The organism is Brasilonema octagenarum UFV-OR1, from assembly GCF_963888615.1.
Lineage (GTDB): Bacteria > Cyanobacteriota > Cyanobacteriia > Cyanobacteriales > Nostocaceae > Brasilonema > Brasilonema sennae.
Genome location: NZ_CAWPKW010000324.1, coordinates 1 through 25,594 on the forward strand (window position 1 = coordinate 1; position 25,594 = coordinate 25,594).

General features: G+C 43.5%; 13 protein-coding genes and 2 pseudogenes. 8 read left to right on the forward strand and 7 right to left on the reverse strand.

Annotated features, from left to right (window positions below):
* Window positions 1–631: 631 nt before the first annotated feature.
* Window positions 632–1,462, forward strand: a complete 831-nt coding sequence (locus AC5590_RS28910; RefSeq protein ID WP_169266755.1) for a PD-(D/E)XK nuclease family protein — start codon at window positions 632–634, stop codon at window positions 1,460–1,462.
* Between the two features lie 129 nt (window positions 1,463–1,591).
* A complete protein-coding gene (locus AC5590_RS28915; RefSeq protein WP_169266756.1) occupies window positions 1,592–4,237 on the forward strand; it encodes a DUF4347 domain-containing protein in 2,646 nt (881 codons plus the stop codon).
* Between the two features lie 54 nt (window positions 4,238–4,291).
* Here AC5590_RS28915 and AC5590_RS28920 read toward each other — a convergent pair whose 3' ends face one another.
* Window positions 4,292–5,968 carry a transglutaminase domain-containing protein gene (locus AC5590_RS28920; protein WP_169266757.1) on the reverse strand — a complete coding sequence of 559 codons (1,677 nt, stop codon included), beginning with the start codon at window positions 5,966–5,968 and terminating at the stop codon, window positions 4,292–4,294.
* 415 nt (window positions 5,969–6,383) lie between these two features.
* Here AC5590_RS28920 and AC5590_RS28925 point away from each other — a divergent pair, with 415 nt between their 5' ends.
* Together AC5590_RS28925 and AC5590_RS28930 are read left to right on the forward strand one after the other, a co-directional pair.
* On the forward strand, window positions 6,384–9,260 hold the full coding sequence (locus tag AC5590_RS28925) for a cation-translocating P-type ATPase (protein ID WP_169266758.1): 2,877 nt from the start codon (window positions 6,384–6,386) through the stop codon (window positions 9,258–9,260).
* Window positions 9,261–9,488: 228 nt separating this feature from the next.
* Window positions 9,489–9,770: a PepSY domain-containing protein gene (locus tag AC5590_RS28930; RefSeq protein WP_169266759.1), complete on the forward strand. Its 282-nt coding sequence runs from the start codon at window positions 9,489–9,491 to the stop codon at window positions 9,768–9,770.
* 204 nt (window positions 9,771–9,974) lie between these two features.
* Here AC5590_RS28930 and polA read toward each other — a convergent pair whose 3' ends face one another.
* From polA to AC5590_RS28945, 3 genes and pseudogenes are all read right to left on the reverse strand, one after another.
* Complete coding sequence (gene polA, locus AC5590_RS28935) at window positions 9,975–12,938, reverse strand: DNA polymerase I (protein ID WP_169266760.1); 2,964 nt, start codon at window positions 12,936–12,938, stop codon at window positions 9,975–9,977.
* 202 nt (window positions 12,939–13,140) lie between these two features.
* Window positions 13,141–14,184 (reverse strand): annotated as a pseudogene (locus AC5590_RS28940) (5'-3' exonuclease); the annotation flags it as partial.
* A 51-nt stretch (window positions 14,185–14,235) separates the two neighbouring features.
* Window positions 14,236–15,075: a DUF4114 domain-containing protein gene (locus AC5590_RS28945; protein WP_169266762.1), complete on the reverse strand. Its 840-nt coding sequence runs from the start codon at window positions 15,073–15,075 to the stop codon at window positions 14,236–14,238.
* 958 nt (window positions 15,076–16,033) lie between these two features.
* On the opposite strand from AC5590_RS28945, the gene AC5590_RS28950 reads away from it, so the two are divergent.
* A complete protein-coding gene (locus tag AC5590_RS28950) occupies window positions 16,034–16,915 on the forward strand; it encodes a Cof-type HAD-IIB family hydrolase (protein ID WP_169266763.1) in 882 nt (293 codons plus the stop codon).
* A gap of 207 nt (window positions 16,916–17,122) precedes the next feature.
* Here AC5590_RS28950 and AC5590_RS28955 read toward each other — a convergent pair whose 3' ends face one another.
* Entirely contained in the window at window positions 17,123–18,109 is a 987-nt protein-coding gene (locus AC5590_RS28955) for a DALR anticodon-binding domain-containing protein (protein ID WP_169266764.1), read from the reverse strand.
* A 257-nt stretch (window positions 18,110–18,366) separates the two neighbouring features.
* Here AC5590_RS28955 and AC5590_RS28960 point away from each other — a divergent pair, with 257 nt between their 5' ends.
* Entirely contained in the window at window positions 18,367–19,125 is a 759-nt protein-coding gene (locus AC5590_RS28960; RefSeq protein ID WP_169266765.1) for a Crp/Fnr family transcriptional regulator, read from the forward strand.
* Window positions 19,126–19,713: 588 nt separating this feature from the next.
* Here the strand turns inward: AC5590_RS28960 and AC5590_RS28965 are convergent.
* A pseudogene (locus AC5590_RS28965) lies at window positions 19,714–19,872 on the reverse strand (sensor histidine kinase); the annotation flags it as partial.
* Between the two features lie 14 nt (window positions 19,873–19,886).
* Window positions 19,887–20,966, reverse strand: coding sequence for a sensor histidine kinase (locus AC5590_RS28970; RefSeq protein WP_370460809.1), 1,080 nt, complete (start codon window positions 20,964–20,966; stop codon window positions 19,887–19,889).
* Window positions 20,967–21,579: 613 nt separating this feature from the next.
* Here AC5590_RS28970 and kdpA point away from each other — a divergent pair.
* Together kdpA and kdpB are read left to right on the forward strand one after the other, a co-directional pair.
* Entirely contained in the window at window positions 21,580–23,325 is a 1,746-nt protein-coding gene (gene kdpA / locus AC5590_RS28975; protein WP_169266766.1) for a potassium-transporting ATPase subunit KdpA, read from the forward strand.
* Between the two features lie 106 nt (window positions 23,326–23,431).
* Window positions 23,432–25,585 carry a potassium-transporting ATPase subunit KdpB gene (gene kdpB, locus AC5590_RS28980; protein ID WP_211178588.1) on the forward strand — a complete coding sequence of 718 codons (2,154 nt, stop codon included), beginning with the start codon at window positions 23,432–23,434 and terminating at the stop codon, window positions 25,583–25,585.
* Window positions 25,586–25,594: the final 9 nt, after the last annotated feature.

Here is a 25,594-nt window from a genome sequence, read left to right on the forward strand (position 1 = left end):
GGTATCGCACTAGTCAATAACCGCGATGAAGTTATTTGGGGAATGGAACTACACCGATATTCCGTGGTTAGATGCATCGGCTGAACCAGCACAGTGTCGGATATATTTTATCCCACAACATAGTGTTGGATTATAGGTTTTGCGGTGAACATTATCGCCCTAACTAAATTTAGGTAACGGGCGTTATTGATGATAACTGGTGTGGGGCAATCTTGATAGCGTGATTTTACCTCTAACTCAAGCCAAGCTTTGACTTGGGTTGCTATGTAAGCAAATGTAAGAGTGAGAAAACAAGTATCGTAGGCAACAATCACTCACGAGTGATTGTTTTAAACTGTTTGAAGACAACTTGCGATACGCGTAGCGTCAAGCCTCCGGCTTATCGCCCGTCGCTCTTGTCACGTTTTGCACTTAGAATGGAAGTGAACTTAACAGGAATTATGTTCAACTATCCCTTGTATTGAATTTTATTTGACCCTTGGGCTACGCTCAGGATCAACTCGAATGACTACTAACACCGATTGTTGCTAGTTTTCTCGTACATCCTGAATACTACAACCAACACACTTACCGCCAACCGAATGTAGTCACAACTGTTTTCCACCGTATTTTCTGTCACCAATTCTGAGCAATGTCATCCCTTGATCAGCCGTTTGCCAGTTATCACCTTTGGTCTTTAGTTGCCCCAGCCGCATGGCAACAACGTTGGCATTGCCAGATGAGAAGAGGTTTTATTAAAGCGCGACAACACGAACCACAAGTCAAAGCGCTTTTGACAAAAGCGACAGCATCGCAGCGTATTGGTTTACTAGCACAAAAAGGCATTTACGAATTTCATCACCACATTCATCTGTTGAACCAATCTGATGGTGTCGAAAAAGTTGCACAGCTTTTGAGATTAAGCAACTCAACTGATGAAGTTAAGCAACGTGTCTTACAAATTTTGAAAAAATATTACGATGAACCCTTACTTTTAGGCAAACGTATCATCCTTTTAACTCGCGGAGATGAGGGTTTTCCCAAACCGATTTTGATTTCACAACAACGTTATCACTTTCGTTTGTATGCAGTGATGGACTGTGTATTTATTGAGTCTGATAGCATTTTGCATATTATAGATTTTAAAACTGGGAAATCTGCCTTTGACCGAAGACAGGCATTAGTTTATTTGCTAGCTGCTCGTTACCTTTACCCCAGACATCAAGCAGTAGCTTCATTTTATAACTTAGAACTTTGCAAAAAATCGGAGATAATTAGCCCTTCTAAGGATGAATTAGACATCATAGAATGGGAATTAGCTGAAATTGCCAAAAAACATCAGCAAGATTTACAAAAATATCAAGAAAAAAGCAGTGACTTCAGTAAAATTTTTCAACCAAATCCTGGCTCTCACTGCCGCTTTTGTCCGTTTAACGAAATATGTGAATTTTCTACATTCAAAGATTTACCACTGCAAAACTAGAGAGCGTAAATATAACAATTTTAAAAAGTTTGTAAATAAAAATCATATTTTTACCTAATCTTGACGTTGATTCCTGATTCAGTGTAGTATCTGGTTTCAGAAACATCATAAAAAAAGGAAGGGGACTCCATGACTTCTGCTGACGCGTCGCTACAAATTCCTTCCCAAACCTCAAACTATACAACCTATGATGTTGTATCTAGTTTGAAAACAAACCCTCAATTAGACGCAGATAATACTCAGCAGGGAGCATATACCAACATTGCCAATAGCTTCATAACAGCAGTCAATACGAACAACCTTAATTCGCCGTCTACCAACCTATCTGCTGAAAGTTTTAGCAGGTTGCCTGTTGTGAATCAGAGCGATACACTGCTCAATGACTCCGAAGACTTCGATAACCTAGTAGGCAGCAGCCATTATGACTTTGGACTAGCGGGCGACTTGAGCAAGGGCAAGGATGAATTACTGGCTCATAACTCTCAAGGAAATTCACCGCAAAAGGCGGCTCAAGAGAGTTTAGTTTTTATTGACCCTCATTTAGAAGATTATCAAAGTCTGGTTGCTGGTATCTCACCATCCGCGAAGGTGGTTGTCCTAGATCCTTCCAAGGATGGTATCGAGCAAATCACGAGGGAATTGTCCAACTACAATCATGTCGTTTCCAAAGTAGAAATTCTTTCTCATGGGGCATCAGGGCGTCTGCAATTAGGACAAACCTCCCTAGACTCTGCTACCGTTAACCGATACAGCCAACAATTCCAAAGTTGGGCAGAAGCTCTTACTGATAATGCTGATATTCTCATAGACGGCTGTAACGTTGCTCAAGGCGAACAAGGTAGCCGTTTTGTCACAAAACTAAGCGAACTAACAGGAGCCGATATTGCTGCTTCCACTGATTTAACAGGGGATGCTGCTCAAGGAGGCGATTGGAACTTAGAGTATAAAGTCGGTCAAATAGAAACAGTGTCATCGTTGCAACCACAAACGCAGCGAACTTACCATGCAACTCTAGGAGGTCTAATAAATTTTCCAGAAGGTTTCATGAAAAGCATCGAAGACTACGGGGCAAAGCCTAACGATGGCATCGACGATACTGCCGCTATCCAAAAAGCGCTTGACGATGAACGGCGCGATGCTAATGGCAACTCAATATATGGTGCACCTGATCAGTACAACGGTCGCCCTAAAGCACTTTACTTGCCAGCAGGTACTTACGATGTGCGTGGTACACTCAATTGGATTGGCTGCAACGTCACTCTTCAAGGTCAGGGCAATGGCGTTACCACCATCCGTCTTAAGGACAATGCAGCTGGCTTCGATAACCCTAATGCCCCCAAGTCAGTCATTCAAACCCAAGATGGGAATATGTCTTTCCGCCAGTACATCAGGAACCTCACCGTTAACACTGGAAACGGCAATGCTGGGGCAATCGGTATTGACTACATTTCCAACAACATGGGCACATTGCAAGATGTCACGATTAAATCTGAGGACGGCAAGGGTTTTACTGGTCTGGCAATGGATCGCAATTGGCCAGGTCCATGTCTAATCAAGCATGTCCAGATTGAAGGCTTTGACTATGGCATTCGAGTCACCTCGGGTGAATATGGTCCAACTTTCGAGGATATAACCCTGAAGAATCAGCGCTTAGCAGGTATTAACAACGTCTATGGGGCACTTACGATTCGCGGACTCCACAGTACCAACAGTGTACCAGTGATTAAGGGAACGAGCTGGGCTGGTATGGTTACCTTACTAGACGCTGACCTCCAAGGGGGTGCACCGAACGTTAGCGCAATTGAAACCGAAGGTGAACTCTACGCACGTAACCTTACTACCACTGGCTATCAGTCAGCGATTCAGTACAAAGGCACGGTAGTCCCTGGCACAACGCAGACCGAATATGCCTCGAATACCTACCAGTTGTTCGACGGTCCGAAGAACTCTCTCAACTTGCCAATTAAGGAGACTCCAGAGAACCAAGATAACAATATGGCGAATTGGGGACGCTTTGTGTCTAAAGAGTACGGCGATATGAGCTCTTTGCAGTCGTTGCTTAACTCCGGCAAGTCCACGATTTACTTCCCCTTTGACAAATACTTCTCCTACAACGAAACGGTGGTTACCGTACCCGCATCGGTCAAACGCATCGTCGGGTTTTCATCGGTCATCAATCAGCATCCTGATGGTATAAATGGCGGTGGCATTAAGTTTGTGGTCGAGGGGGATAGTTCAGATCCGCTCATTATCGAGCAATTCGGCTATGGAGTGAAAGTCGAGCAAAATTCATCGCGACCAGTAGCGCTCAAGGATGGTGTCTACCAATACACCTCAAGTCCTGGTGCAGGCGACTTGTTCCTTGAGGATGTGAATATTGAACCGTTACGGGTTCAACCAAATCAGAACGTTTGGGCACGACAGTTAAATGATGAATATGGCGGTACCAAAATAGTGAATAATGGCGGCAATCTGTGGATTCTGGGTCTTAAGACCGAACGCGCTGGCACCGTTATTGAAGCGGTCAATGGCGCTAAAACCGAATTGCTGGGAGCATTGATTCAGCCAGCACAATATTTTTCTGTTGAAGATAAGCAGAAACCAGCATTTGTTAGTAGAGACTCTAGCACCTCGCTATCGTATCGAACGCTAGCTTACGAGCCATCTCATTATTACGATATTCAAGTTGAGGAAACGCGTAATGGAGAGACACGCCAGAAGTTGACTAACCAAATGTCGTACTTGGTGCCGCTATTTACAGCATACAAAAAATAAGATTCAAGAGGGTGCGGAGTGTAGGGAAAATATCACCACACCCCATACCTACTCTTATGAAGCAGGTGGCAATTCCTCTAAAATTGTGAACCGAATGTGATTAATCGCTAACTCACCAATTGAAAGATCTTCTTTGGTGAGTCTAGCCCCCTGACTCATCAAGGTTTCAAAGGAGATTCCTTTACCAATTTCAATATGATACCAGCATAAGCCCATAAAAAACCTTGTAGGATAAGGTCCACCCCTACCAACATCATCAGGGTTGGATTCCATCGGTAACCAGCCGAAACCAGGTACGTAAAATTCCAGCCAAACGTGATTATACTGAGGTTGCAGAGGAACTTGCTGGTATTCAGCGTAGGGAGGACATTTGTAACGACCTACTGTACGACAGGGGATGCCATTTAAACGGCATAGAGCAAGTAAAACGCCTACATACTCGCCGCAGGAACCAACTCCTCGTTCTAAAACGATATCTGGCGTGTCAATATGGGGTTTAATACCATAGGACAACTCATCGTAGACGTAGTTGCGGATACTGTACATTTTCCGCAGCAGATTCGTTTCAGTTCCAATTGCTTCACGGGCGGCGCGGCGAACAATGCTGGTATCCATTGCCAAATCATCATCATCCACTAGGTAGCGGGATTTCAGTTCTACTGATAATTCAGGTATATTCTCTACATCTGTGGGCGTAATACGATACTTAATTCCCCGGACTTCCAAAACTGCTTTCCAGCCAAAAATATGCCGTTCTCCTGGAGTGAGGGCATCAAATTTGAAAACAGCTACACGTTGCCCTTGTACGATTTCTTCTGTAAAAGGTAGACCAATCGGTTCAATGTGTTTGATCTTTTGACGCTCAGTTTCTGAGGGCAAAGCAATACGCCATTCTACCTCTGGTAAATACACATCCTCTAATGGCGCTATCTCTTCCATATAAGACATTTCTATAAGATAGCCATTGGAGAGGGTATAACGTTTATCAGGATTGTGAGAGTAATTGAGCGGGTGAATGAAAGTGCGATCGCGGTAAGATAGCTCATGACTCGGATCAGCATTGGGATTATCCCGGACATATGGTTCTTCAGAGGCATAGGCAACGTAGAGAGTTTTTTTGCCCGTTTCACTATCTTTATGTATCGCTATCCCCGTGGGAGAATCAAACGGTGTTAGTACAGCAAATGTAACTTCCCCAGTAGCCCTGTCGATACAGTACACAGTTTGTTCCACTGTATCGCTGACCCAAAGTGTTTCTTCATCCACTGCCAAATTTTCTACCCCAACCCCAGGGGCATAAAATTTAGTAATTTGTTTTCGCGTATCGCGATCAAAAATCAGAATACCTCCCTGCTTTTGGCAACTAACGTAGATAGTTGATTCCCAAACAGCAATCCCATCAGCTGTATAAGGTAAGGTTACAAAATGTTCCAAACCCAACGAATTTAGGTTGCACAGATAAACTTGATTGCCTCTAGTCAGCCAAAGAGTATCTTTCCAGACCGAAATCCCAGTGACATCCATAAAATCTTTGACTTGATGGGAATTGAGAATTTGGGTGTTGTCAGAGTGAGGGTTAATTTGCAACAAATGCCCTTTGACAGTATCAATAGCGAGGAGTGTATCTTCAATAAAGGCAATGCCACAAAGGGTTGCAGCACCAAGGGGTCGAATTGTCCTTTTCCCAAGCATGTGGCTGGTAGATGGAAAACTGGGAAGTGTAAAAGTCATATATAAACTAGTTTCATCAAGGGTATAGCACACTTAGTACATGTCACTATCAAACAGGTTCAGAATTGGCAAAACGAGAGAATTCATTTTCCTGTTTTGGCATAATTTTGATTTGCGAACCGTATTAATGATGAGTCGTACTTAGAATCGAAGGAGAGAATGTCTTGGTGACGGAGTTTTCTACTTGTGTTACTCATAATTATCAATATTATTTTGTGTCATGGAAGTCTTCGTGATCGAGTAGCACGCCCATATTATCCGGAAGATTATTCGCAAGAAAAAATGCGGAATTGTCAAGAATTTTACGTGCATTGTACAATTTGGTGCTCAACCTAATGTAACCTTGTGTTGATGGTTTTCCAGCCATTGCTAAATTATGATCGAATTTTGTAACCATTCCCTGTGACCTATCGCGATGTCTGCTCACTCTCTACCTGAAAAAGCCGCCGCTGTTTGGCATAGTTTGGAGGTTGATAAATCATTGGAACTGCTTAAAACAAATGCAGACAGTGGTTTAACATCCCAAGAAGTACAACAGCGGTTGCAAGAATATGGTCCCAACGAACTAGAAGAAACTGCAGGACGCAGTGCTTGGGAAATTTTGGTGGATCAGTTCAAAAACATTATGTTGTTGATGCTGATTGCCGTAGCCATAATTTCTGGAGCTTTGGATCTCATATCTTGGCAACAAGGCGAATTGAAACCTGGTGAGGTGCCCTTCAAGGACACGATCGCCATTTTAGCGATTGTTATCCTCAATGGCATACTCGGTTATGTTCAAGAAAGCCGTGCAGAAAAAGCCTTAGCAGCCCTAAAAAAACTTTCCTCTCCCAACGTGCGAGTTATTCGCGATGGCAAACCAGTGGAAATTGCTGGTAAAGATTTGGTACCAGGAGATGTGATGCTCGTGGAAGCAGGGGTACAGGTTGCTGCAGACGGACGCCTCATAGAACAATCTAACCTGCAAATACGAGAATCGGCACTCACTGGTGAAGCTGAAGCGGTTAACAAACGGGCAGAACTTGTCTTGCCCGAAGAAACATCATTGGGCGATCGCCTTAATGTAGTCTATCAAGGCACTGAAGTCGTCCAAGGACGAGGCAAGATTCTGGTGACAAACACTGGGATGAAGACAGAACTTGGCAAAATAGCTTCCATGTTGCAAGCGGTGGAAAGTGAACCAACTCCATTGCAACAGCGGATGACTCAACTTGGTAATGTCCTCGTCACAGGTTCTTTGATTTTGGTGGCGATCGTCGTTGGGGGCGGTGTCATCCAAAACATGATGCAAGGAAAAGGTTTTAGCAACCTTCAAGACCTTGTGGAAGTTTCTCTAAGTATGGCAGTTGCTGTCGTACCAGAAGGCTTACCGGCAGTTATTACCGTTACCTTGGCACTGGGAACCCAGCGCATGGTACGTCGCAATGCTTTGATTCGCAAACTCCCAGCAGTGGAAACCCTAGGTTCTGTCACCACTATTTGTTCTGATAAAACTGGTACTTTAACTCAGAACAAGATGGTTGTCCAATCCGCTTACACGAACAACAAAACTTTTCGTGTGACTGGAGAAGGTTACACACCCAAAGGCGAGTTTCAGCTAGAAGGTCAAACAATTTCTATAAACCAATCTCCAGAAATCCAAACTTTATTAGTTGCCTGTGCGTTGTGTAATGATTCCTTTTTACAACAGGAACAAGGAGAATGGAAAATCTTGGGCGACCCCACAGAGGGGGCTTTGGTAACTCTGGCGGGGAAAGGAGGGATAGAAAAAGACCAGTGGGACAGCAAGTTACCTCGCGTTAGCGAGTTCCCCTTCTCCTCAGAACGCAAACGCATGAGCGTGATTTGTCGGGTTGAAGGAGTGAACGATGGTGTATCGTCGTTAACATCACCAGACCCTGTGATCAGCAACTTGCTCCAATCTGAAAAGTATTTGATGTTCACCAAAGGGTCACCAGAGTTAATTTTAGCACGTTGTACCCACTTTCACGCAGGCACTGGCTCAACACCTGTGAATGATCAGCAACGCCGCGATATATTAGCAGAAAATGACCAAATGGCGAGTAAAGGTTTGCGAGTGCTGGGTTTTGCCTACAAACCCCTCACCGAAATTCCGCCCGAAGGGTCAGATGAGACATCCGAGCAAGGCTTAGTTTGGCTGGGATTGATCGGAATGCTGGATGCACCACGTCCAGAGGTACGAGCAGCAGTGCAAGAATGTCGGGATGCGGGTATTCGACCAGTGATGATTACTGGAGACCATCAACTGACAGCACGAGCGATCGCCACAGATTTGGGCATTGCACAAGAGGGCGATCGTGTCATTACAGGTCAAGAGTTACAACGGATGAGCGACCAAGATTTGGAGCAAAACGTTGACTTAGTAAGCATTTACGCTCGTGTCGCCCCCGAACATAAACTGCGAATTGTCCAAGCACTACAACGTCGAGGCAGATTTGTTGCCATGACAGGTGACGGTGTTAACGATGCACCAGCCCTCAAACAAGCTGACATCGGTATTGCAATGGGTATCACTGGTACCGACGTGAGCAAGGAAGCCAGTGATATGGTGTTACTTGATGACAACTTTGCTACCATTGTCACTGCCACAAAAGAAGGTAGAGTTGTTTACACCAACATTCGCCGCTTTATCAAGTACATTCTTGGAAGTAATATTGGTGAGGTGATCACGATTGCAGCAGCACCAATTCTCGGACTGGGAGGCGTTCCCCTCTCGCCGTTGCAAATTCTTTGGATGAACCTTGTTACGGACGGTTTACCAGCACTGGCTTTAGCTGTAGAACCTCCTGAACCCGACGTGATGAAGCGTCCACCCTTCAGTCCCCGCGAAAGTATTTTTGCTAGGGGGTTGGGTTCTTACATGATTCGGATTGGTATTATCTTTGCCATCATTTCGATTATTCTCATGGAGTGGGCATATCATCATGTTCAAGCAGTCACTGGTCCCGGACTAGACCCAGAACGATGGAAGACAATGGTATTCACTACCCTATGTGTCGCGCAAATGGGTCATGCTATTGCAATTCGCTCGAATACCCGACTGACTATAGAAATGAATCCCTTCTCAAATCTCTTTGTATTAGGGGCTGTTGTCGTCACAACAATCTTACAATTAATGCTCATTTACGTGGCACCCCTACGCAATTTCTTTGGTACTCACTGGCTGAGTCCAACTGAGTTGGGTATTTGCATTGGTTTTAGTGCTTTGATGTTTGTGTGGATTGAACTGGAAAAACTTTTCTTGCGGTTGATGGGTAAAAAACCTGTTTAAAAGGCAATACGGTTGCTGTTTAAGATTTTTGGTGAGATTTGGCCAAGCATATCTCACCATAGTCCATCATCTAACGATAAGAATAAGCCCTGTAAAAGAAACGTACACCACGAGGTAGGCGCACAACGTAGCGAAGACACCCTAGAATAACAAGCAATCTGGCAACTTTAGACTGACAACTATTTAACATTTTTGCCAGAACTAAAATGATATTTTCAGGAGTTAGATATGCAAACCATGCGTACTAAGTTTGTGGGTTGGATGATTGTTACTGTCGTTGGTTTCTGGGCGTTTCCTTCCTTGGCTGATGACATCGCCCTCACCGATTTGCCTAAAACTGTCACCCAAGCGATACAGAAGCGCTTCCCGTCGGCGAAGCTGATTTCGGCGGAGAAAGAAAACGATAACAATCAGACTCACTATGAAGTAAAGTTCCAGAACGGGAATCAGAAGCAAAAAGTCCACGTGAAGCCGAATGGGTCGATCTATAAAGTGGAGATTGATGACTAACCGAATCAGTAAACAGTAAACAGTGAACAGTGAGTCCAGTGTTGCAGGAGGGTTTCCCGACCTAGGTATTTGGCGTTCGCCCTCAGGCGTGCGCTTTGCGCATACCCGATAGCCGTAAGGCGTGGCGTTAGCCATAGGGTAAACAAGGGGTGAACGAGTCCGTTTCCTACCTGATAACTGGTAACTGATAACTGATAAGACTCCCTACTTAGTCTCCATCCAATTGTCGCCCACGCGAACATCCACAATTAAGGGTACACTCAACGACACCGCACTTTCCATGACAGACTTAATATGCGGTTGTAATTCTTCCCATTCCTCTGGTGGAACCTCAAACACTAATTCGTCGTGGACCTGTAACAACAGACGCGTTTGATAACTTTGCAAAACTTCATGCAGCTTGACCATCGCGATTTTAATAATATCAGCGCTGGAACCTTGAATGGGAGCATTGGCAGCTGCACGAAGTAACCCCGCATCTTCAGCACCTACATTACCGAGTTTTTTCAAGTCAATATCTTCTGGTTTGTTGCCTTTGTATTTGCGTATGTTGTTGCTGGTAAAATCGAAATAACGACGACGCCCCAAAATTGTTTCGACATAACCTTGGGATATTGCCTGTTTTTTGACTCCCTCTAAATATTCAAACACCTTGGGATAGCGACTGTTAAATCGCTTAATAAATTCGTTCGCATTGGCTTTATCCACACCAGTGGATCGCGAAAACCTCAGAGAACCCATTCCATAAATTACACCAAAGTTGATGGTTTTTGCTAAGCGTCGTTCTTCTGACGTGACATTTTCTTTTTCAAAAACCAGCCGTGCTGTTACAGTGTGAATGTCCTCATTTTGTTGATAAGCTTCAACTAAAACAGGCTCTTGACTCAAATGAGCCAAAATCCGTAACTCGATTTGTGAGTAATCAGCAGCAACCATCAACATACCAGATTCTGGCACAAATGCTTTACGAATCTGGCGACTAAAAGCAGTGCGAATAGGGATGTTTTGTAAATTAGGGTCAGAAGATGACAACCTACCAGTAGATGTTACCGTTTGGTTAAAACTTGTATGTACTCTATGAGTATCCTGACGAACCAATTTTGGCAGAGCATCTACATAAGTTGATTTCAATTTCGATAAGGTACGATACTCAATAATGGCATCAATAATACCAGTTGTATCACCTTCCTGTAGTTTCTCCAGTGTTGCAGCATCTGTAGAATGACCCGTTTTAATTTTACGGGAATATTTCGTACTTAACCCTAATTTTTCAAACAATATCTGGCTCAATTGTTTGGGGGAACCCAAGTTGAATTTCTCTCCAGCAATGTCATAAACTTTCTGTTCAAACTTGGCTAAATCTGTTTCTAATTGCTGTGAAAGTTCTTGTAGGTATGCTGTATTGATGGAGATTCCTTGATATTCCATCTCAGCTAATACTGGTTCTAGTGGCTGTTCTACTTCCACTAGTAGTTTATGTAAAGCTGAAATTTTCTCAAGTTCCTCTCGCAATTTTGCCACGAGTTGAAATGTGACATAAACATCCATACCGCAATAATCTGCGACGCTGGGAATGTCCACATCAGCGATGGTTTTCCCTTTTGGAACTAAATCAGTATAACTTTTTGCTGTTAAACTCAAGTAACGCTGAGCTAAGTCACTCAGATTATGGTTACTATCAGGATTGTGGACATAACTTGCTAGCATGGAGTCAAAGACAACTCCCACCAACCTAATTCCTTGACACCGTAGAACTAAGCGGTCAAATTTTGCATTTTGCAAAGCTTTGGGATAATCAGCACTTTCTAAAATTGGACGTAGTGCTTCTAAGGCAATATCTTTGTTTAAATTGTCCCCGACTTTGTGACCAAGCGGTATGTAAGCCATCTCATCTGGTTCTGTTCCCCAGCAGCAGCCAATTCCCACCAAGTCAGCATCTCGTGGTTCTAAACTAGTCGTTTCAGTATCCCAAGCAACGGGATGCTGAGTATCAGTGAATGTTTGCAACCGGCTGACTAATTCGGTGAGTTTTTCTGGAGTGTTAATGATGTCTGGTTTAATTGTAGAAACAGAGGGTTGCTGTTGATTTGCTGTGTCTTCCGCAGTGAAAAACCACGAATCATCATCCTCGTTATTTGTGCTTGGCTTAAGTTGAATGCTGATTGGTTCGTTTGTTTCTGTTTCTGGTGTTTGTTCAATTTGCCCACCAAAACGTTGCTGAAGTTCGTTGATTTTACCTAAAAAAGATTTGAATTCTAGCTTTTCTAAAATAGGTGTTAGGGCGCTGATATCAAATCCTTTGAGGATGCAGTTTTCTAAATCAACTTCTAAAGGAACATCAAGGACTATCTCCGCTAATTTACGAGACTTATGTGCATCCTCTTTTCCTGCTTCTAGCTTTGTGTGAAGTGTGCCTTTTATTTCATGTAACGCAGCATAAATTTGGTCAAGAGAACCATATTCATTTAACCATTTCGTGGCTGTTTTTTCGCCAATTCCCCTGACACCAGGAATATTATCTGATTTGTCACCGCAAAGAGCCTTAAAATCAACGACTTGTGATGGTAAAATACCTAGTTTTTCTTTAACTTGTTGTGGATCAAATTCCTTAAGACTTGCTTTAGAACTTTTGAAAGCATCTGCACTCAGATAGAGGACGCTGATTTGTTTTTCGGTGTCAATGAGTTGAAACAAATCTTTATCGCCGCTGACAATCTTGACTTGATATCCCGCAGCCGCTGCTTGTTGTGCTAAAGTTCCTAAAACATCATCTGCTTCGTAACGAGCAGCAGTGACAATTTTCAGGTTCAAAGCATCCAGCAACTCATGTAGATTTTTCAGATCTGGAATAAAATCTTCTGGTGTTTCTGGACGGTTTGCTTTGTATCTATCATATGCTTCGTGGCGGAAGGTTGGCAAACCCAAATCAAAGGCGATCGCCATTGCTTGTGGCTGTTGAGTCGCCATCACCTCCAACAAAGATTTGAGAAAGCCAAAACAGACGCTTGTAGGAATTCCCGTTTTTGTCCGTAATCCGCCGTCTCTTCCTTTGGCAAAAGCGAAGTACGAACGATAAGCCAGGGAGTGCCCATCTACTAGGATAAATGTGGGGCGAGTTGTCGTTAAGGAATCGGAAGCCAACTGATTTGTAGGTATTGTTTGGGACATAAACCTATTTTAGCGAGCGACTTTCACTACGAATCACATCTGTAGAGATAATTAAGCGATTTCCTTGGCTTGTTTTTGGTGACAGCATGAGATGTCATTTGTATTCTCTTGTTAGTCGTCTCTACAACCTGATAGCCTGTGAATCTCTATGTTGGGACTTCAACATTCACTCATGAGCCGCACTAAAAAACTACAAAGCATCATCCTCGTTATCAGTGCTTGGCTTAAATTGAGTACTGAGTAGTTTCTGTGTTTCTGTTTCTGGCGTTTCTTCAACTTTCCCACCAAACTGCTTCTGCAGTTCGTTAATTTTTCCCAAATAAGACTTGAACTCCAGCTTTTCTAAAATAGGTGTTAGGGCGCTGATATCAAACCCTTTGAGGATGCAGTTTTCTAAATCAACTTCTAAAGGAACATTAAGGACAATCTCCGCTAATTTACGAGACTTCTGTGCATCCTCTTTCCCTGCTTCTAGCTTTGTGTGAAGTGTGCCTTTGATTTCATGTAACGCAGCATAAATTTGGTCAAGAGAACCATATTCATTTAACCATTTCGTGGCTGTTTTTTCGCCAATTCCCCTGACACCAGGAATATTATCTGATTTGTCACCGCAAAGAGCCTTAAAATCAACGACTTGTGATGGTAAAATACCTAGTTTTTCTTTAACTTGTTGTGGATCAAATTCCTTAAGACTTGCTTTAGAACTTTTGAAAGCATCTGCACTCAGATAGAGGACGCTGATTTGTTTTTCGGTGTCAATGAGTTGAAACAAATCTTTATCGCCGCTGACAATCTTGACTTGATATCCCGCAGCCGCTGCTTGTTGTGCTAAAGTTCCTAAAACATCATCTGCTTCGTAACGAGCAGCAGTGACAATTTTCAGGTTCAAAGCATCCAGCAACTCATGTAGATTTTTCAGATCTGGAATAAAATCTTCTGGTGTTTCTGGACGGTTTGCTTTGTATCTATCATATGCTTCGTGGCGGAAGGTTGGCAAACCCAAATCAAAGGCGATCGCCATTGCTTGTGGCTGTTGAGTCGCCATCACCTCCAACAAAGATTTGAGAAAGCCAAAACACACGCTTGTGGGAATTCCCGTCTTTGTCCGTAATCCGCCGTCTCTTCCTTTGGCAAAAGCGAAGTACGAACGAAAGGCGAGGGAGTGTCCATCCACTAGGATAAATGTGGGAGAAGTAGTCGTTAAGGAATCGGAAGCCAACTGGTTTTTTGGTGTTGTTTGGGACATAAACCTATTTTAGCCAGCGACTTCCCCTACGAATCCCATATGTAGAGAAAATTAAGCTATTTGCTTGGCTTGCTTTTGGCGACGGCGACGCTGTTGTAACACCACACCAACTCCTCCCATACCCAAAAGTGCGATCGCACTTGCAGATTCTGGAACAGTCGCTATGTTGTCCCTACCTAAATCAATCAAGAAAACAACGTCGTTGAAGTCGCGATCAGCTGTTAAAAGACCATTTCCATCAGATTTCAAACCTTTTGGTCCATACAAATCCTCAAAACCCACCAACAGATAACCATCCGTTTCATAAGCTACTAAATGATTCAGTTTGTCTGGATTTTGAGTGGCATCTGCGCCGTAAACATAGCCGTTAGGATTATTAAACCCATCTGCTTTCAGAAAGAAATTGAGTTCAGTTCCAGCTGCTTTAGTGCCTAAATCAACATAGTCTCCGATATTTAAAACACCATTCTCTTCTCCCATCTGACACGTTGAATTAGCGCCATTTGATGTATTACAAGAAATATTGTCAAAAACCAATCCTTTTTGGTAGTCAGAACCGTTGATAGCTTCATAAGCCAACTGGTTCTTATAGCCAGCACCCTCATTTAAGAACCAAACGCGAACATTGTGGTCATTTTTCAGACTCAGCTTCGTGGGGTCTAGTTTATTTAATGTGTCTTCAGGAATTGCAATTCTTTCCTGTTGCACATATTGCTGGAACTCAGGAATTCGAGATTGAAACCCTGAATCATCAGTTGATTTGTCTTTAACTTCGTAGGGTGTCAGGTTCTCCCAAGTAAATGTGGCAGCGCTTGCAGGAGTGACAGCAGAAAATACACTTGTGATAGCAGCAGTTGCAGCAAAAAGTCCTGTTATTTTTTTTCTAATCATATAAATCCTTTATTTTTTGTTTTGGAAAATACTCTATTGTTTAGGCTCTAATATCGATCAGTTATAAAAAAAAATAAAACGATGTTAGTTGGGCAGACAATTACACAGCAACACTTTCCCTAACTATAACGAACTGTCCGTTTGAGGAACTCTACCCAACACCAACTGAAAGGTTTTCTGGGGTTGCGACTGCCTACATCAACTGAAATTTATTCTGCTCTGAACTATATTAGTTTGGAATCCAAATCTTTTTTTAGTAATCGAACATGAGTTCATTCTTTTATATCTTAGGTTTTGATTGAGTGACTTGAGTATTTTCCGAACCTTTATTTTATTTATAAGAATTAAAATATTAGTCCTATAAAACTTGAGATTTTTTCATGTTGAGACTCAATAAAAAAATATTTTCTAAGTGCTAAAAATTATAAGATCAATGGTTGAAAGTATTGCTAATCATTTTCATAGCATTAAAATGATTTATATCATGACTTACTCAAACTATATAAGTAGTAACTCGTAAGTGGAAATAATTCTATATAGAACGACACGTAGGGGAGCCAGTACTTGATGAGGGTTTCCCGACAGAGGATAAGAGCATTGGGCAGTGCTTAGCAAAACCCGGATGTAGTCAGCAAAATACGGTAAGCACTGCCCACCCTACAATACTTAAGATTTTTCATAAATCATTTAGGATTGCTATATAAGTAGTAACTCGTAAGTCGAAATAATTCTATATAGCATTTACCATATACTAATCACAGTTTCATCTGTATATCTGTGTAAAAATTTGTTCACAATGACGAGATGAATTTATTTGTATTCTCTTGTTAGTCTTCTTTACTCTTACTTGCCCTTCGGCTACGCCACTTCGGCGCCGCTCAGTGCAAGTCAGGGCAAGTCTCTACAGCGTGATAGCCTGTTAATCTCTTATTGGAACCTCAATATTCACTCATCAATTATGCATAAAGTGTCTGCCACAGAATTGGCATCACCTGCCATTGGGGATACATCTACTTTTGACATTCAACTGCTGGTTGTAGATATCGATGGCACAATCGCAGGAAAATCTAACAGCATCAGCACAGCCGTGAAGCAGGCAATTGTTGCAGCACAAGCACGGGGTATTCAAGTGGCGATCGCCACTGGTCGTATGTATCGTTCCGCTTTGCGCTTTCATCAAGAAATTGGCTCTAGCCTGCCATTATTAGCTTACCAAGGGGCTTGGATTCAAGACCCAGCTACCCAAAAAATTCATCGCCATTTGCCTGTTTCCCGAGAGTTAGCACACAAGCTTCTAGACTATTTTGAACAACCGGAGTTACGAACGCTCTTATCTGTTCACTTCTACATCAATGATCAGCTTTATGTCCGTGAAATAACCAGGGAAACAGAACTTTACGCAGAACGTAGTGGAATTAACCCTATTGCTGTGGGAGACTTACGCCAAGTTACCAGCAATGAACCCACAAAAATTTTGGCATTGTGCGATGACACAAATATTATTCAACAGTTACTGGGAAATTTGCGCAGTCAATACACCCCAGCCGAACTATATCTCACCACATCTGTTGCCACATTTTTTGAAGCGACTAACCCTTTTGTCAACAAAGGTACTGGGGTACGTTATCTAGCCGAAGAATTACTGGGACTAGAAAGAATTAATGTCATGACCATTGGTGATAACTTCAATGATGTGGAAATGTTGGAGTATGCTGCTATAGGTGTAGCGATGGGTAATGCACCAGCAGCAGTGCAGGCTAAAGCTCAGTGGGTTGCTCCTGACGTGGAGTGTGATGGAGTTGCAGCTGCTATTGAGAGATTTTTACTGTGTAAAAAGTAGCTAGTAGTGGGTAGTCACAGGGGATTTTGTCTGTATAACCCTGACTTAGATGTTACCACCAATAAAATCAGAAAGAGCACCGACGACTGGCCGTGTTTCGTCTCGGTGCTCTTGCTGGTTCGCTCCTCACACATTGGATAGTATACCCAAGGAAATATGGCGAGTCAATGATTGTTAAAAAAGTTTATTTTTTCAAAGATTTTATTTTTATACTTCGTCGAGAGCAAAATAACCTAATTTTTCCTCCAACATAAACTTCAATACAGACTGTGTAGCCAAAACCAATCCTATTTTGGCTTGAGCAAGTTCTGGTGAGGCAGTTTTCACTTCGCCGAAAATCTGGCATTTACACCAAAAAGTTTCAAAAACTCGACTTAAATCTAACGCAGCTTTTTCCCAATTAACTGAGTCGCCAAAATCAGAACCCTCTACTTTATCTACCACTCGCACTAACTCGTTGATCAGGAGATAGGAAGCTGGGTGATTGAAACGCAGTTTTTCATCGCTGTTGAGCCAAGGAATGGGATTGGGAGTAAAAATACTTGACCAAAGGTTTTGCTTGACATTATCACCCTGATCAACATTCGATTCCCCCAGTTTAATCAATCCCTCGTGAACACCCAGCCGTAAAAGCGAGCAGCAGCGTGCATGAGCGTATTGAACAGTGAATAAGGAACCAGAGTTTGGGGAAGAAAAGGGAAAAGAGGAAATGGAGCTCTTAATGGGGTGCTGCATAGAAAAAGAACCAATGGACATTCTTTCTTGGTCTCCCTTGCTCCCTGCTAAGCGCTCCTTGCTCCCTTGCTCCCTGCTAAGCGCTCCTTGCTCAATAACTCCCCCTACAGTAAGATTCTGCAACCAAGCAGCTAAGAGGGGATGAGTCAGTTCCAGGTGAATCCAACCAGGGGAAACGACTTGAACTTTGAAATCTTTGTCATAGTTTGTTGAAATATGAGAGGTAATGCCATTTGCAATCTCTATAGCGGGATATTTTTCAAATTTCGCCAGCCGCAAAGCTATACCTGAAATATAAAGAATTGTCCCATTATATCCACCCTGAGATAGAGGAATATTTATGTTATTTGTGCATTCACTATGCAGAAAATTAGCATAAGTACTTAAAGCGATTGCTATTTTGCTGCTTACTAACTGTTTTATTGCTTTATACTTATGTTTACGTGATTTATTTTGCACAAAAAATCAAGTATTTTTACTCTTGACGTCGTGTCTTCAATATTTGTCATCTGTCTGAGGAAAGAAGTTAAATTTACGGAAAGAAAAATTAGAATTGTGCAAAATTTAATTAAATTAGAGTAAATTTTACTACCTTAATTGTACAGTAAGAAGTATAACAAAAGAGTAGGAGCTACGCTTTCTACCTTTTGGATGAGTGGTACAGTTAGGTTTAATGCCTGTTGTGCCGACATCGAAGACACTCCTTGCACCTTTTTATGACGTCTTTGTCTTCCGCCGAACGCTCTTTGTTACCTATGCAATCTCCATCCTCTTTCTCTGAGGCCTCACGTCCTTTTTTGACTTGGCAACGAATTCTTGATTGGGCTCAAGAACACTACCGCTGCCGCACCTTTAGCAAAGATGAGCGCATTCCAGCCCGAGCTGGATTGCTGTACTTGGTGCAAAGGGGTGCGATCCGTATGGTGGGAACCGCCCAGGTAAGTGCAACTGCAAGTCAATTAACATCTCGACGCATCAATAGAACTCCCGAAGAAGCTTTCTTAGGGTTTGTTGGTGCAGGACAACCGTTTGAAATTGTTGCCCAGTCGCCATTCACGCTCCAGGCTTATGCCCATGTTGACCAAACTGCTGTACTGTGGATGTACTGGCACGATTTGGACAACTGGCCTCACTTCCGCCGCGAAGTTATGGATGCCTTTAGGTACCAGCACCAGCGCAAACTGCTGTGGCTAAGTGCCTTGGGACAACGACGCACGATTGACCGACTCTTAGGATTCCTCACATTGTTGATTGAGGAATATGGAGAACCATCAATGAGCGATAGCGATCCAGATGTAATTCGCGGTTATTGCCTGCCTTTCCCCCTCACCCATGCCCAAATTGGCAGCGCGATCGGTTCTACTCGTGTCACCGTCACCCGCTTGATGGGTAAATTGCGTCAACGTGGCTTAATCCTTACTCAAGGCGACAATCTCATTTGCTTGCCAGCAGAGTCAATTAACAGAGGCAACTAAGCCAATACCGGATGCAGTGGAGAGCGAATTTTGACAAACCCTACTAGGGTTGTGAATTCGATGCCCCTGCCCAAGCTGGCAGTAAGTTGGCAAAAGGGATACCCACTTGCTACTGAAGTTGACAATCTGTTTGACCACCACAAACAGATTGCACACAATTAGGTACTTTCCGTTTTGGAAAGCCTCAATGTTCAATTTTCTTGTGCCCTTACCAGAACATTTAGAAGGGAGGACAAATGATTCTTGGTAAGGAGCAAAGAATTGCTCTTGTATCTGCCGCAAAAGCGAAGGTTAAGTAGAATATTGAGGAAGAATTTTCGAGGCAGAAGTGTAGTAAATGCGACGACTTTTGACTACCAGCCACTTTTTTTGCAGGGCTTGGGTGAAAATGGAGGCAAACTCCATATTCGGGAAGGAAAATGTTCACCCAAAACGCCCTGCATAAATTGTTTGACAAAAGAAAAAGTAAGGAAATCCAATACCATTTTGGATTTTATATTTGAAATTTTGGATTGTGAAAAAGTTACTGGTAATAACTTTTAGCATTCCGTCTGTCGCAAATATTTTTTGAATTGGTATAAAAACACTTCAGTTAGACACAGACATTTGAAACGGCAAGACTGGCAAGCAAAATGCAAAGATTGCGCCGTTAGGAAATCCATTTTCTGCCCAGATTTTGCCACCATGCGCTTCTATGATTTGACGAGTCAAATACAACCCTAAGCCAGAACCTTTGGCTTGGCGATCGCCCTTGGCGCGCCCTATGCCCCAACCAAACGGAGTTTGGTTGCCCCAAATCGGAGATTTGGGGAGAGGGGTTTTGGAAAAACCCCTCTGGGCAAAGAAGGGCGATCGCTATGTCCCTGGTAAAACCGCTTAAAAAGATTTGGCAGTTCTTCTGGCTTTATCCCTGCCCCAGTATCTATAACTTTGGCAGTTTGATAAGAAGAACCTCCTTCCAGCACAACCTCCACTTTGCCACCGCGAGGAGAGTGGTTTATAGCATTAGTCAGGAGATTAGTAAATACTCGTTGCAACTGCAAGGGATCACCATGAACCCAAAGAAACTTGCGAAAGTCTGACTCACCGTAGTTGCAGGAAATATGAACGCGACGACTGGAAGCAAGTTCGGTCAAAGTTATTGCCACATCTTCAGCAATTTCAACAAGATTAATAGGTGCTAACTGTAGCTTTAACCCCTCCATATCGTTGCGGTAGACATCCAAGAGCGTTTCTACCATCTGCAAACTAGTCTGGTGGCTCTTAATCATCGTTGTTAAAACTTTTTTCTGGGCAGGAACAACAGGACCAAAATTTTCTCGTTCAAACGCCTGTAATGTCTCAAGAGCACCCAGTAGAGGAGTTTTCAGATCATGAGTTAGCGTTGAGGCAAAGTCTTCTCGCACACTAGCTAACTTGTTTTGTGCATGAAGCTTGGCTTGTTGTTTCAAGAGTGCTTCTTGATACAGACGATTGCGATACGCCAAGGGCGTCACGCTCCGCGTATCGCTCAGAACGCCTGTCACAACTAATGCTAAGACTGCAATCAATCGACTAGCAATTGTGGAAGCTCTAACAAGAGACAAGCTTGGAACCCATACGTTCAGAATCGTTAGAACACAAGCAACTAGAGTTAGTTGTAGCGTTGCCATTCGACTCAGACGAGCGTTTGCTATCATAATTGGACCGATATAAAGGTAACCAAACACGTAGTCTGGTGGAGTAGAGAACTCCAATAACACCACAATCGTAAACAGTCCAATAATTATCCAAGATGTTCTCAAACGCGGGTTATCTTTATGGCTTACAAGTTTGAGAACCGACATCTGGAGACGGAACATAGAAGCTGTGTGTCAAGTATAACAAATTCTTCCCACACCCAGTTACTTTTGACTAGAAATAGTTGTTTATTTTCCTCTGATTTCTATCTATATTTACAGATATAGACGCTATCTAAACGCGCTAAACTTTTATCAAACTTAAGAGATATATATTAATAGATATAATTCATCAATAATAAATTATATCTTGTAAACTTTGAATAAAAAAATGATAATGATGAATCTGAGAAGCACCTAAAAATAGGGTGCAAAGCAATTATGAAAGAGAATAGAATTTCCTATAGAGCAACTCGACACAAAGCCATAAGAGCTTATCTTTATCAGTGGAAAGCGGCTGTAACGGCAGGTGTATTTACATTAACGTTGATTTTATGGCTTTCTTTGAAGTCCACTCGCAGTTAGTTCACGGTTAAAAACCTGTTCACACCCCTATATACCGATAGACTTTTCATTTTTGGATTATTGACACTAGACGAAACAGCAGTTTTCAAGTATGTAGACAACATTTCAGGAAAGTGAAGGAGTCAAAAGTAGTGTCGTGAAATCAATTGAAAAACGCTGTCAATGTGAAAATATCAAACTTAATTTATTAATGCTGGAGTTAGACTAACTCATGCTACAAGGATGTATTCAAATTGCATTAACGCTGCTGATTGTAGTAGCGATAACTCCCTTTTTTGGGCGATACATGGCGCGTGTCTTTCAGGAACAAAGGACGTTTCTCGACCCAATTTTGAACCCAGTTGAGCGCGTGCTTTACTCCGCAATTGGCGTTTCTGCCAGGGAAGACATGACGGGTTGGCAGTATGCGCGGGCAATTTTGTACAGCAACGTAGTCATGGGGTTGCTCATCTTCTTCATCATTATGAATCAGGGATGGCTACCCCTCAACCCAACCAAAATAGGTGCCCCAACTTGGGACACAGTACTACATACCACCATTTCCTTTATCACCAATACCAACCAGCAGCACTATTCTGGTGAAACCTACTTGAGTTACGCCAGCCAAATGTGGGGACTGGGGTATCATATGTTCACCTCGGCTGCGACAGGAATAGCGGTAGCGATCGCCTTTATTCGCGGGTTGACAGGCAGACCATTAGGCAACTTCTACGTAGACCTGATTCGCTCAATCACAAGGATTTTACTACCCATTAGTATTGTGGGGGGAATCATTATGATGGCAGCTGGTGTTCCGGAAACACTGGCTGGTCCTGCGGTGTTTTCTACTTTAGAAGATCCTAATATTAGTCAGGCGATCGCCCGCGGTCCAGTTGCCCATTTTGAAATCATTAAGGAACTAGGCGAGAACGGCGGCGGCTTTTTCGCCATTAACTCAGCACACCCCTTTGAAAATCCAAATGGTTTGACCAATCTCATCCAGCTTGTCGCAATCCTCTCAATACCCACTTCGCTGATTTATACCTATGGCATCATTGCCAACAACATCAAGCAAGCATGGTTAGTCTACAGCATACCGTTTGCCATCCTAGTGGTCTTTGTCATTATTACAGCGATTGGTGAATACAACGGTAATCCTGCTGTGAACGCTTTGTTGGGGAGTCAGCAACCGAACCTAGAAGGTAAAGAAGTTCGGTTTGGCTGGGCACAATCAGCCCTGTATGCTGTGTTCACAACTGCCACTATGTGCGGTGCAGTCAATAGCTTGCACGATTCATTTATGCCTAGTGGTGGTTTTGTCACCCTTTCCAATATGTTTTTCCAAATTGTTTTTGGAGGACAAGGTACGGGAACCGCTTATTTGTTTGCTTACCTAATTCTGGCAGTATTCGTTACAGGTCTGATGGTCGGAAGGACACCGGAATTTCTGGGACGCAAAATTGAAAAGCGTGAGGTAGTGCTTGCCAGTTTCTTGCTTCTGATGGTTCACCCAATCGCCATTTTGATTCCAGCAGCTATTACCCTAGCATTCCCGGATCAACTAGCAGGAATTAGTAATCCTGGCTTCCACGGTTTTGCTCAAGTCATCTACGAATATGCCTCAGCTGCAGCCAACAACGGGTCTGGGTTTGAAGGCTTAGGCGATTCACAACCGTCTCCAATAGCGATCGCAACAGGAGCAAAAACTACCGCAACCGCCTTGTGGTGGAACCTAAGTACTTGCTTTAGTCTCCTAGCAGGACGCTATGTCCCAATCATAGGTTTGCTACTGCTGGCTGATAGTATGTCGCGCAAGCAATCTGTTCCCTTTACGACTGGTACATTGCGAACCGATACCGGACTGTTTACCGGCGTAACCGCAGGTGTCATCCTTATTTTGGGCGCACTCACCTTCTTCCCAGTCCTGGCATTTGGACCGATTGGCGAAGCTTTCCAAATTGCTAAAGGTATTGGCTAACACCAATCAGTGAACAGTCATCAGTAAACAGTGAACAAACTGGTAACTGCTAACTGCTAACTGCTAACTGCTAACTGCTAACTGACAACTGATAACTGACTAATGTATGCGAAGTACTACTGACCAATCTACATCTTCCCGTTCACCTCGTGTTCCAAAAGGAAGCCGTGACTCGCGTAAGAATAGCCCCAAGGCAGATATGCGGGGATTGTACCAGAGAGCAATTCGGGAGTCGTTCGTCAAACTCAATCCTCGAACTGCCGTCAAAAACCCAGTCATGTTTATCGTCTGGGTAGGAACAATTGTCACTTTCCTAGTGAGCGTTGATCCCAATTTATTTGGCACTGTACAGGCAGATATCAATCAGCAACGCCTGTTCAACGGGTTGATTACCTTGATTCTATTTTTGACAGTCCTGTTTGCGAACTTTGCGGAATCCGTGGCTGAAGGACGCGGGAAGGCACAAGCAGATGCACTCAAAGCAACGCGTTCAGACACCGTTGCCCGCAAAATGCTGCCTGATGGTTCCATTAAAGAAATCAACTCCACCGAACTGCGGCGAGGTGATTTGGTAAAGGTGACTGCTGGTAACATGATTCCTGCTGATGGGGAAGTGACTCAAGGCATCGGTTCGGTAGATGAGTCTGCCATCACCGGAGAATCTGCCCCTGTACTAAAGCAAACAGGCACGGACATTGCCAGTTCAGTGACGGGGGGTACGCGGTTGCTGTCTGACGAATTGACGATTCGGATTACAGCCGATCCAGGTCAAGGTTTTATTGACCGCATGATCGCCCTAGTAGAGGGGGCAGAACGCAGTAAAACTCCCAACGAGATTGCGCTGACGGTGCTGCTTGCTGTGCTGACGCAGGTTTTTGTGATTGTGGTATCAACGATTCCACCGTTTGCTGGTTATATTGCAAACTTTATTAGCACTGTGTATGGAGCTGAGGCAGGGAATAGTTTACGCGCTGGTGCTAGCATTGCCATCCTGATCTCACTGCTGGTTGCTCTCATCCCTACCACAATTGGTGGTTTGTTGAGCGCCATTGGTATCGCTGGGATGGACAGAGTTGCCCAGTTTAATGTGATTGCCACTTCCGGACGAGCCGTAGAAGCCTGCGGTGACATCAACTCCTTGGTGCTAGATAAAACAGGTACCATCACCTTAGGAAACCGGATGGCTGATGAATTTATTCCTCTGAATGGTCATTCCCTTGAAGATGTAGCGCGAATCTCCTTAGCAGCCAGTGTGTTTGATGAAACACCAGAAGGTAAATCAATCGTGGGACTGGCAGAAAGGCAGCGGGTTGGGGTAGACTTTGATACTAGTAAAGCAGAGGGAGTAGAGTTCTCCGCGAAAACCCGCATGAGTGGTACCGATTTACCCGATGGCAAACAAGTTCGTAAAGGCGCAGTGGATGCAATTAAGGGGTTTGTCCGTTCCCGTAACGGCAATGTTCCTAGTGATTTAGACGCAGCTTATGAAAGAGTTTCCCGGTTAGGAGGGACACCGTTAGCCGTCTGCTTTGAGAACGATCTCTATGGCGTTATTTACCTCAAAGACATTGTGAAACCAGGTTTGCGCGAACGCTTTGACCAACTCCGGCGGATGGGGGTTAAGACGATCATGCTCACAGGTGACAACCGCATTACGGCTGAGGTTATAGCTCAAGAAGCGGGCGTTGATGATTTTATCGCAGAAGCCACCCCAGAAGACAAAATTGAAGTGATTCGCTCTGAACAAGCCCAGGGCAAGTTGGTAGCTATGACTGGGGACGGTACCAACGACGCCCCGGCGCTAGCGCAAGCAAATGTCGGCGTGGCGATGAACTCTGGGACACAAGCCGCCAAAGAAGCTGCGAACATGGTGGATTTGGACTCTGATCCCACCAAGCTGATTGACTTAGTGACAATTGGTAAACAACTGCTGATTACCCGTGGGGCATTAACAACCTTCTCCATTGCCAACGATATTGCTAAGTATTTCGCTATCATTCCGACTATTTTTGCGGCGGCTGGAATTGGTGCACTGAACATCATGGGATTAAAAAGTGCCCAGTCTGCCATTCTCTCGGCGCTGATTTACAACGCCCTAATTATCCCAGCACTCATTCCCATAGCTTTAAAAGGCGTGAAATTCCGTCCTCTGACAGCAGATCAACTGCTACGACGCAATATCCTCATCTACGGTCTTGGCGGTATTATTGCTCCCTTTATTGCCATCAAATTGATAGATATTATCCTACCGTTCTCCTAAATACTCACC

Bases quoted from the DNA above. Each gene is read 5' to 3' on its own strand.
- AC5590_RS28910 (WP_169266755.1), top strand. From the start codon at position 632: ATGTCATCCCTTGATCAGCCGTTTGCCAGTTATCACCTTTGGTCTTTA.
- AC5590_RS28915 (WP_169266756.1), top strand. From the start codon at position 1,592: ATGACTTCTGCTGACGCGTCGCTACAAATTCCTTCCCAAACCTCAAAC.
- AC5590_RS28920 (WP_169266757.1), bottom strand. From the start codon at position 5,968: ATGACTTTTACACTTCCCAGTTTTCCATCTACCAGCCACATGCTTGGG.
- AC5590_RS28925 (WP_169266758.1), top strand. From the start codon at position 6,384: ATGTCTGCTCACTCTCTACCTGAAAAAGCCGCCGCTGTTTGGCATAGT.
- AC5590_RS28930 (WP_169266759.1), top strand. From the start codon at position 9,489: ATGCAAACCATGCGTACTAAGTTTGTGGGTTGGATGATTGTTACTGTC.
- polA (WP_169266760.1), bottom strand. From the start codon at position 12,938: ATGTCCCAAACAATACCTACAAATCAGTTGGCTTCCGATTCCTTAACG.
- AC5590_RS28945 (WP_169266762.1), bottom strand. From the start codon at position 15,075: ATGATTAGAAAAAAAATAACAGGACTTTTTGCTGCAACTGCTGCTATC.
- AC5590_RS28950 (WP_169266763.1), top strand. From the start codon at position 16,034: ATGCATAAAGTGTCTGCCACAGAATTGGCATCACCTGCCATTGGGGAT.
- AC5590_RS28960 (WP_169266765.1), top strand. From the start codon at position 18,367: ATGACGTCTTTGTCTTCCGCCGAACGCTCTTTGTTACCTATGCAATCT.
- AC5590_RS28970 (WP_370460809.1), bottom strand. From the start codon at position 20,966: ATGTTCCGTCTCCAGATGTCGGTTCTCAAACTTGTAAGCCATAAAGAT.
- kdpA (WP_169266766.1), top strand. From the start codon at position 21,580: ATGCTACAAGGATGTATTCAAATTGCATTAACGCTGCTGATTGTAGTA.
- kdpB (WP_211178588.1), top strand. From the start codon at position 23,432: ATGCGAAGTACTACTGACCAATCTACATCTTCCCGTTCACCTCGTGTT.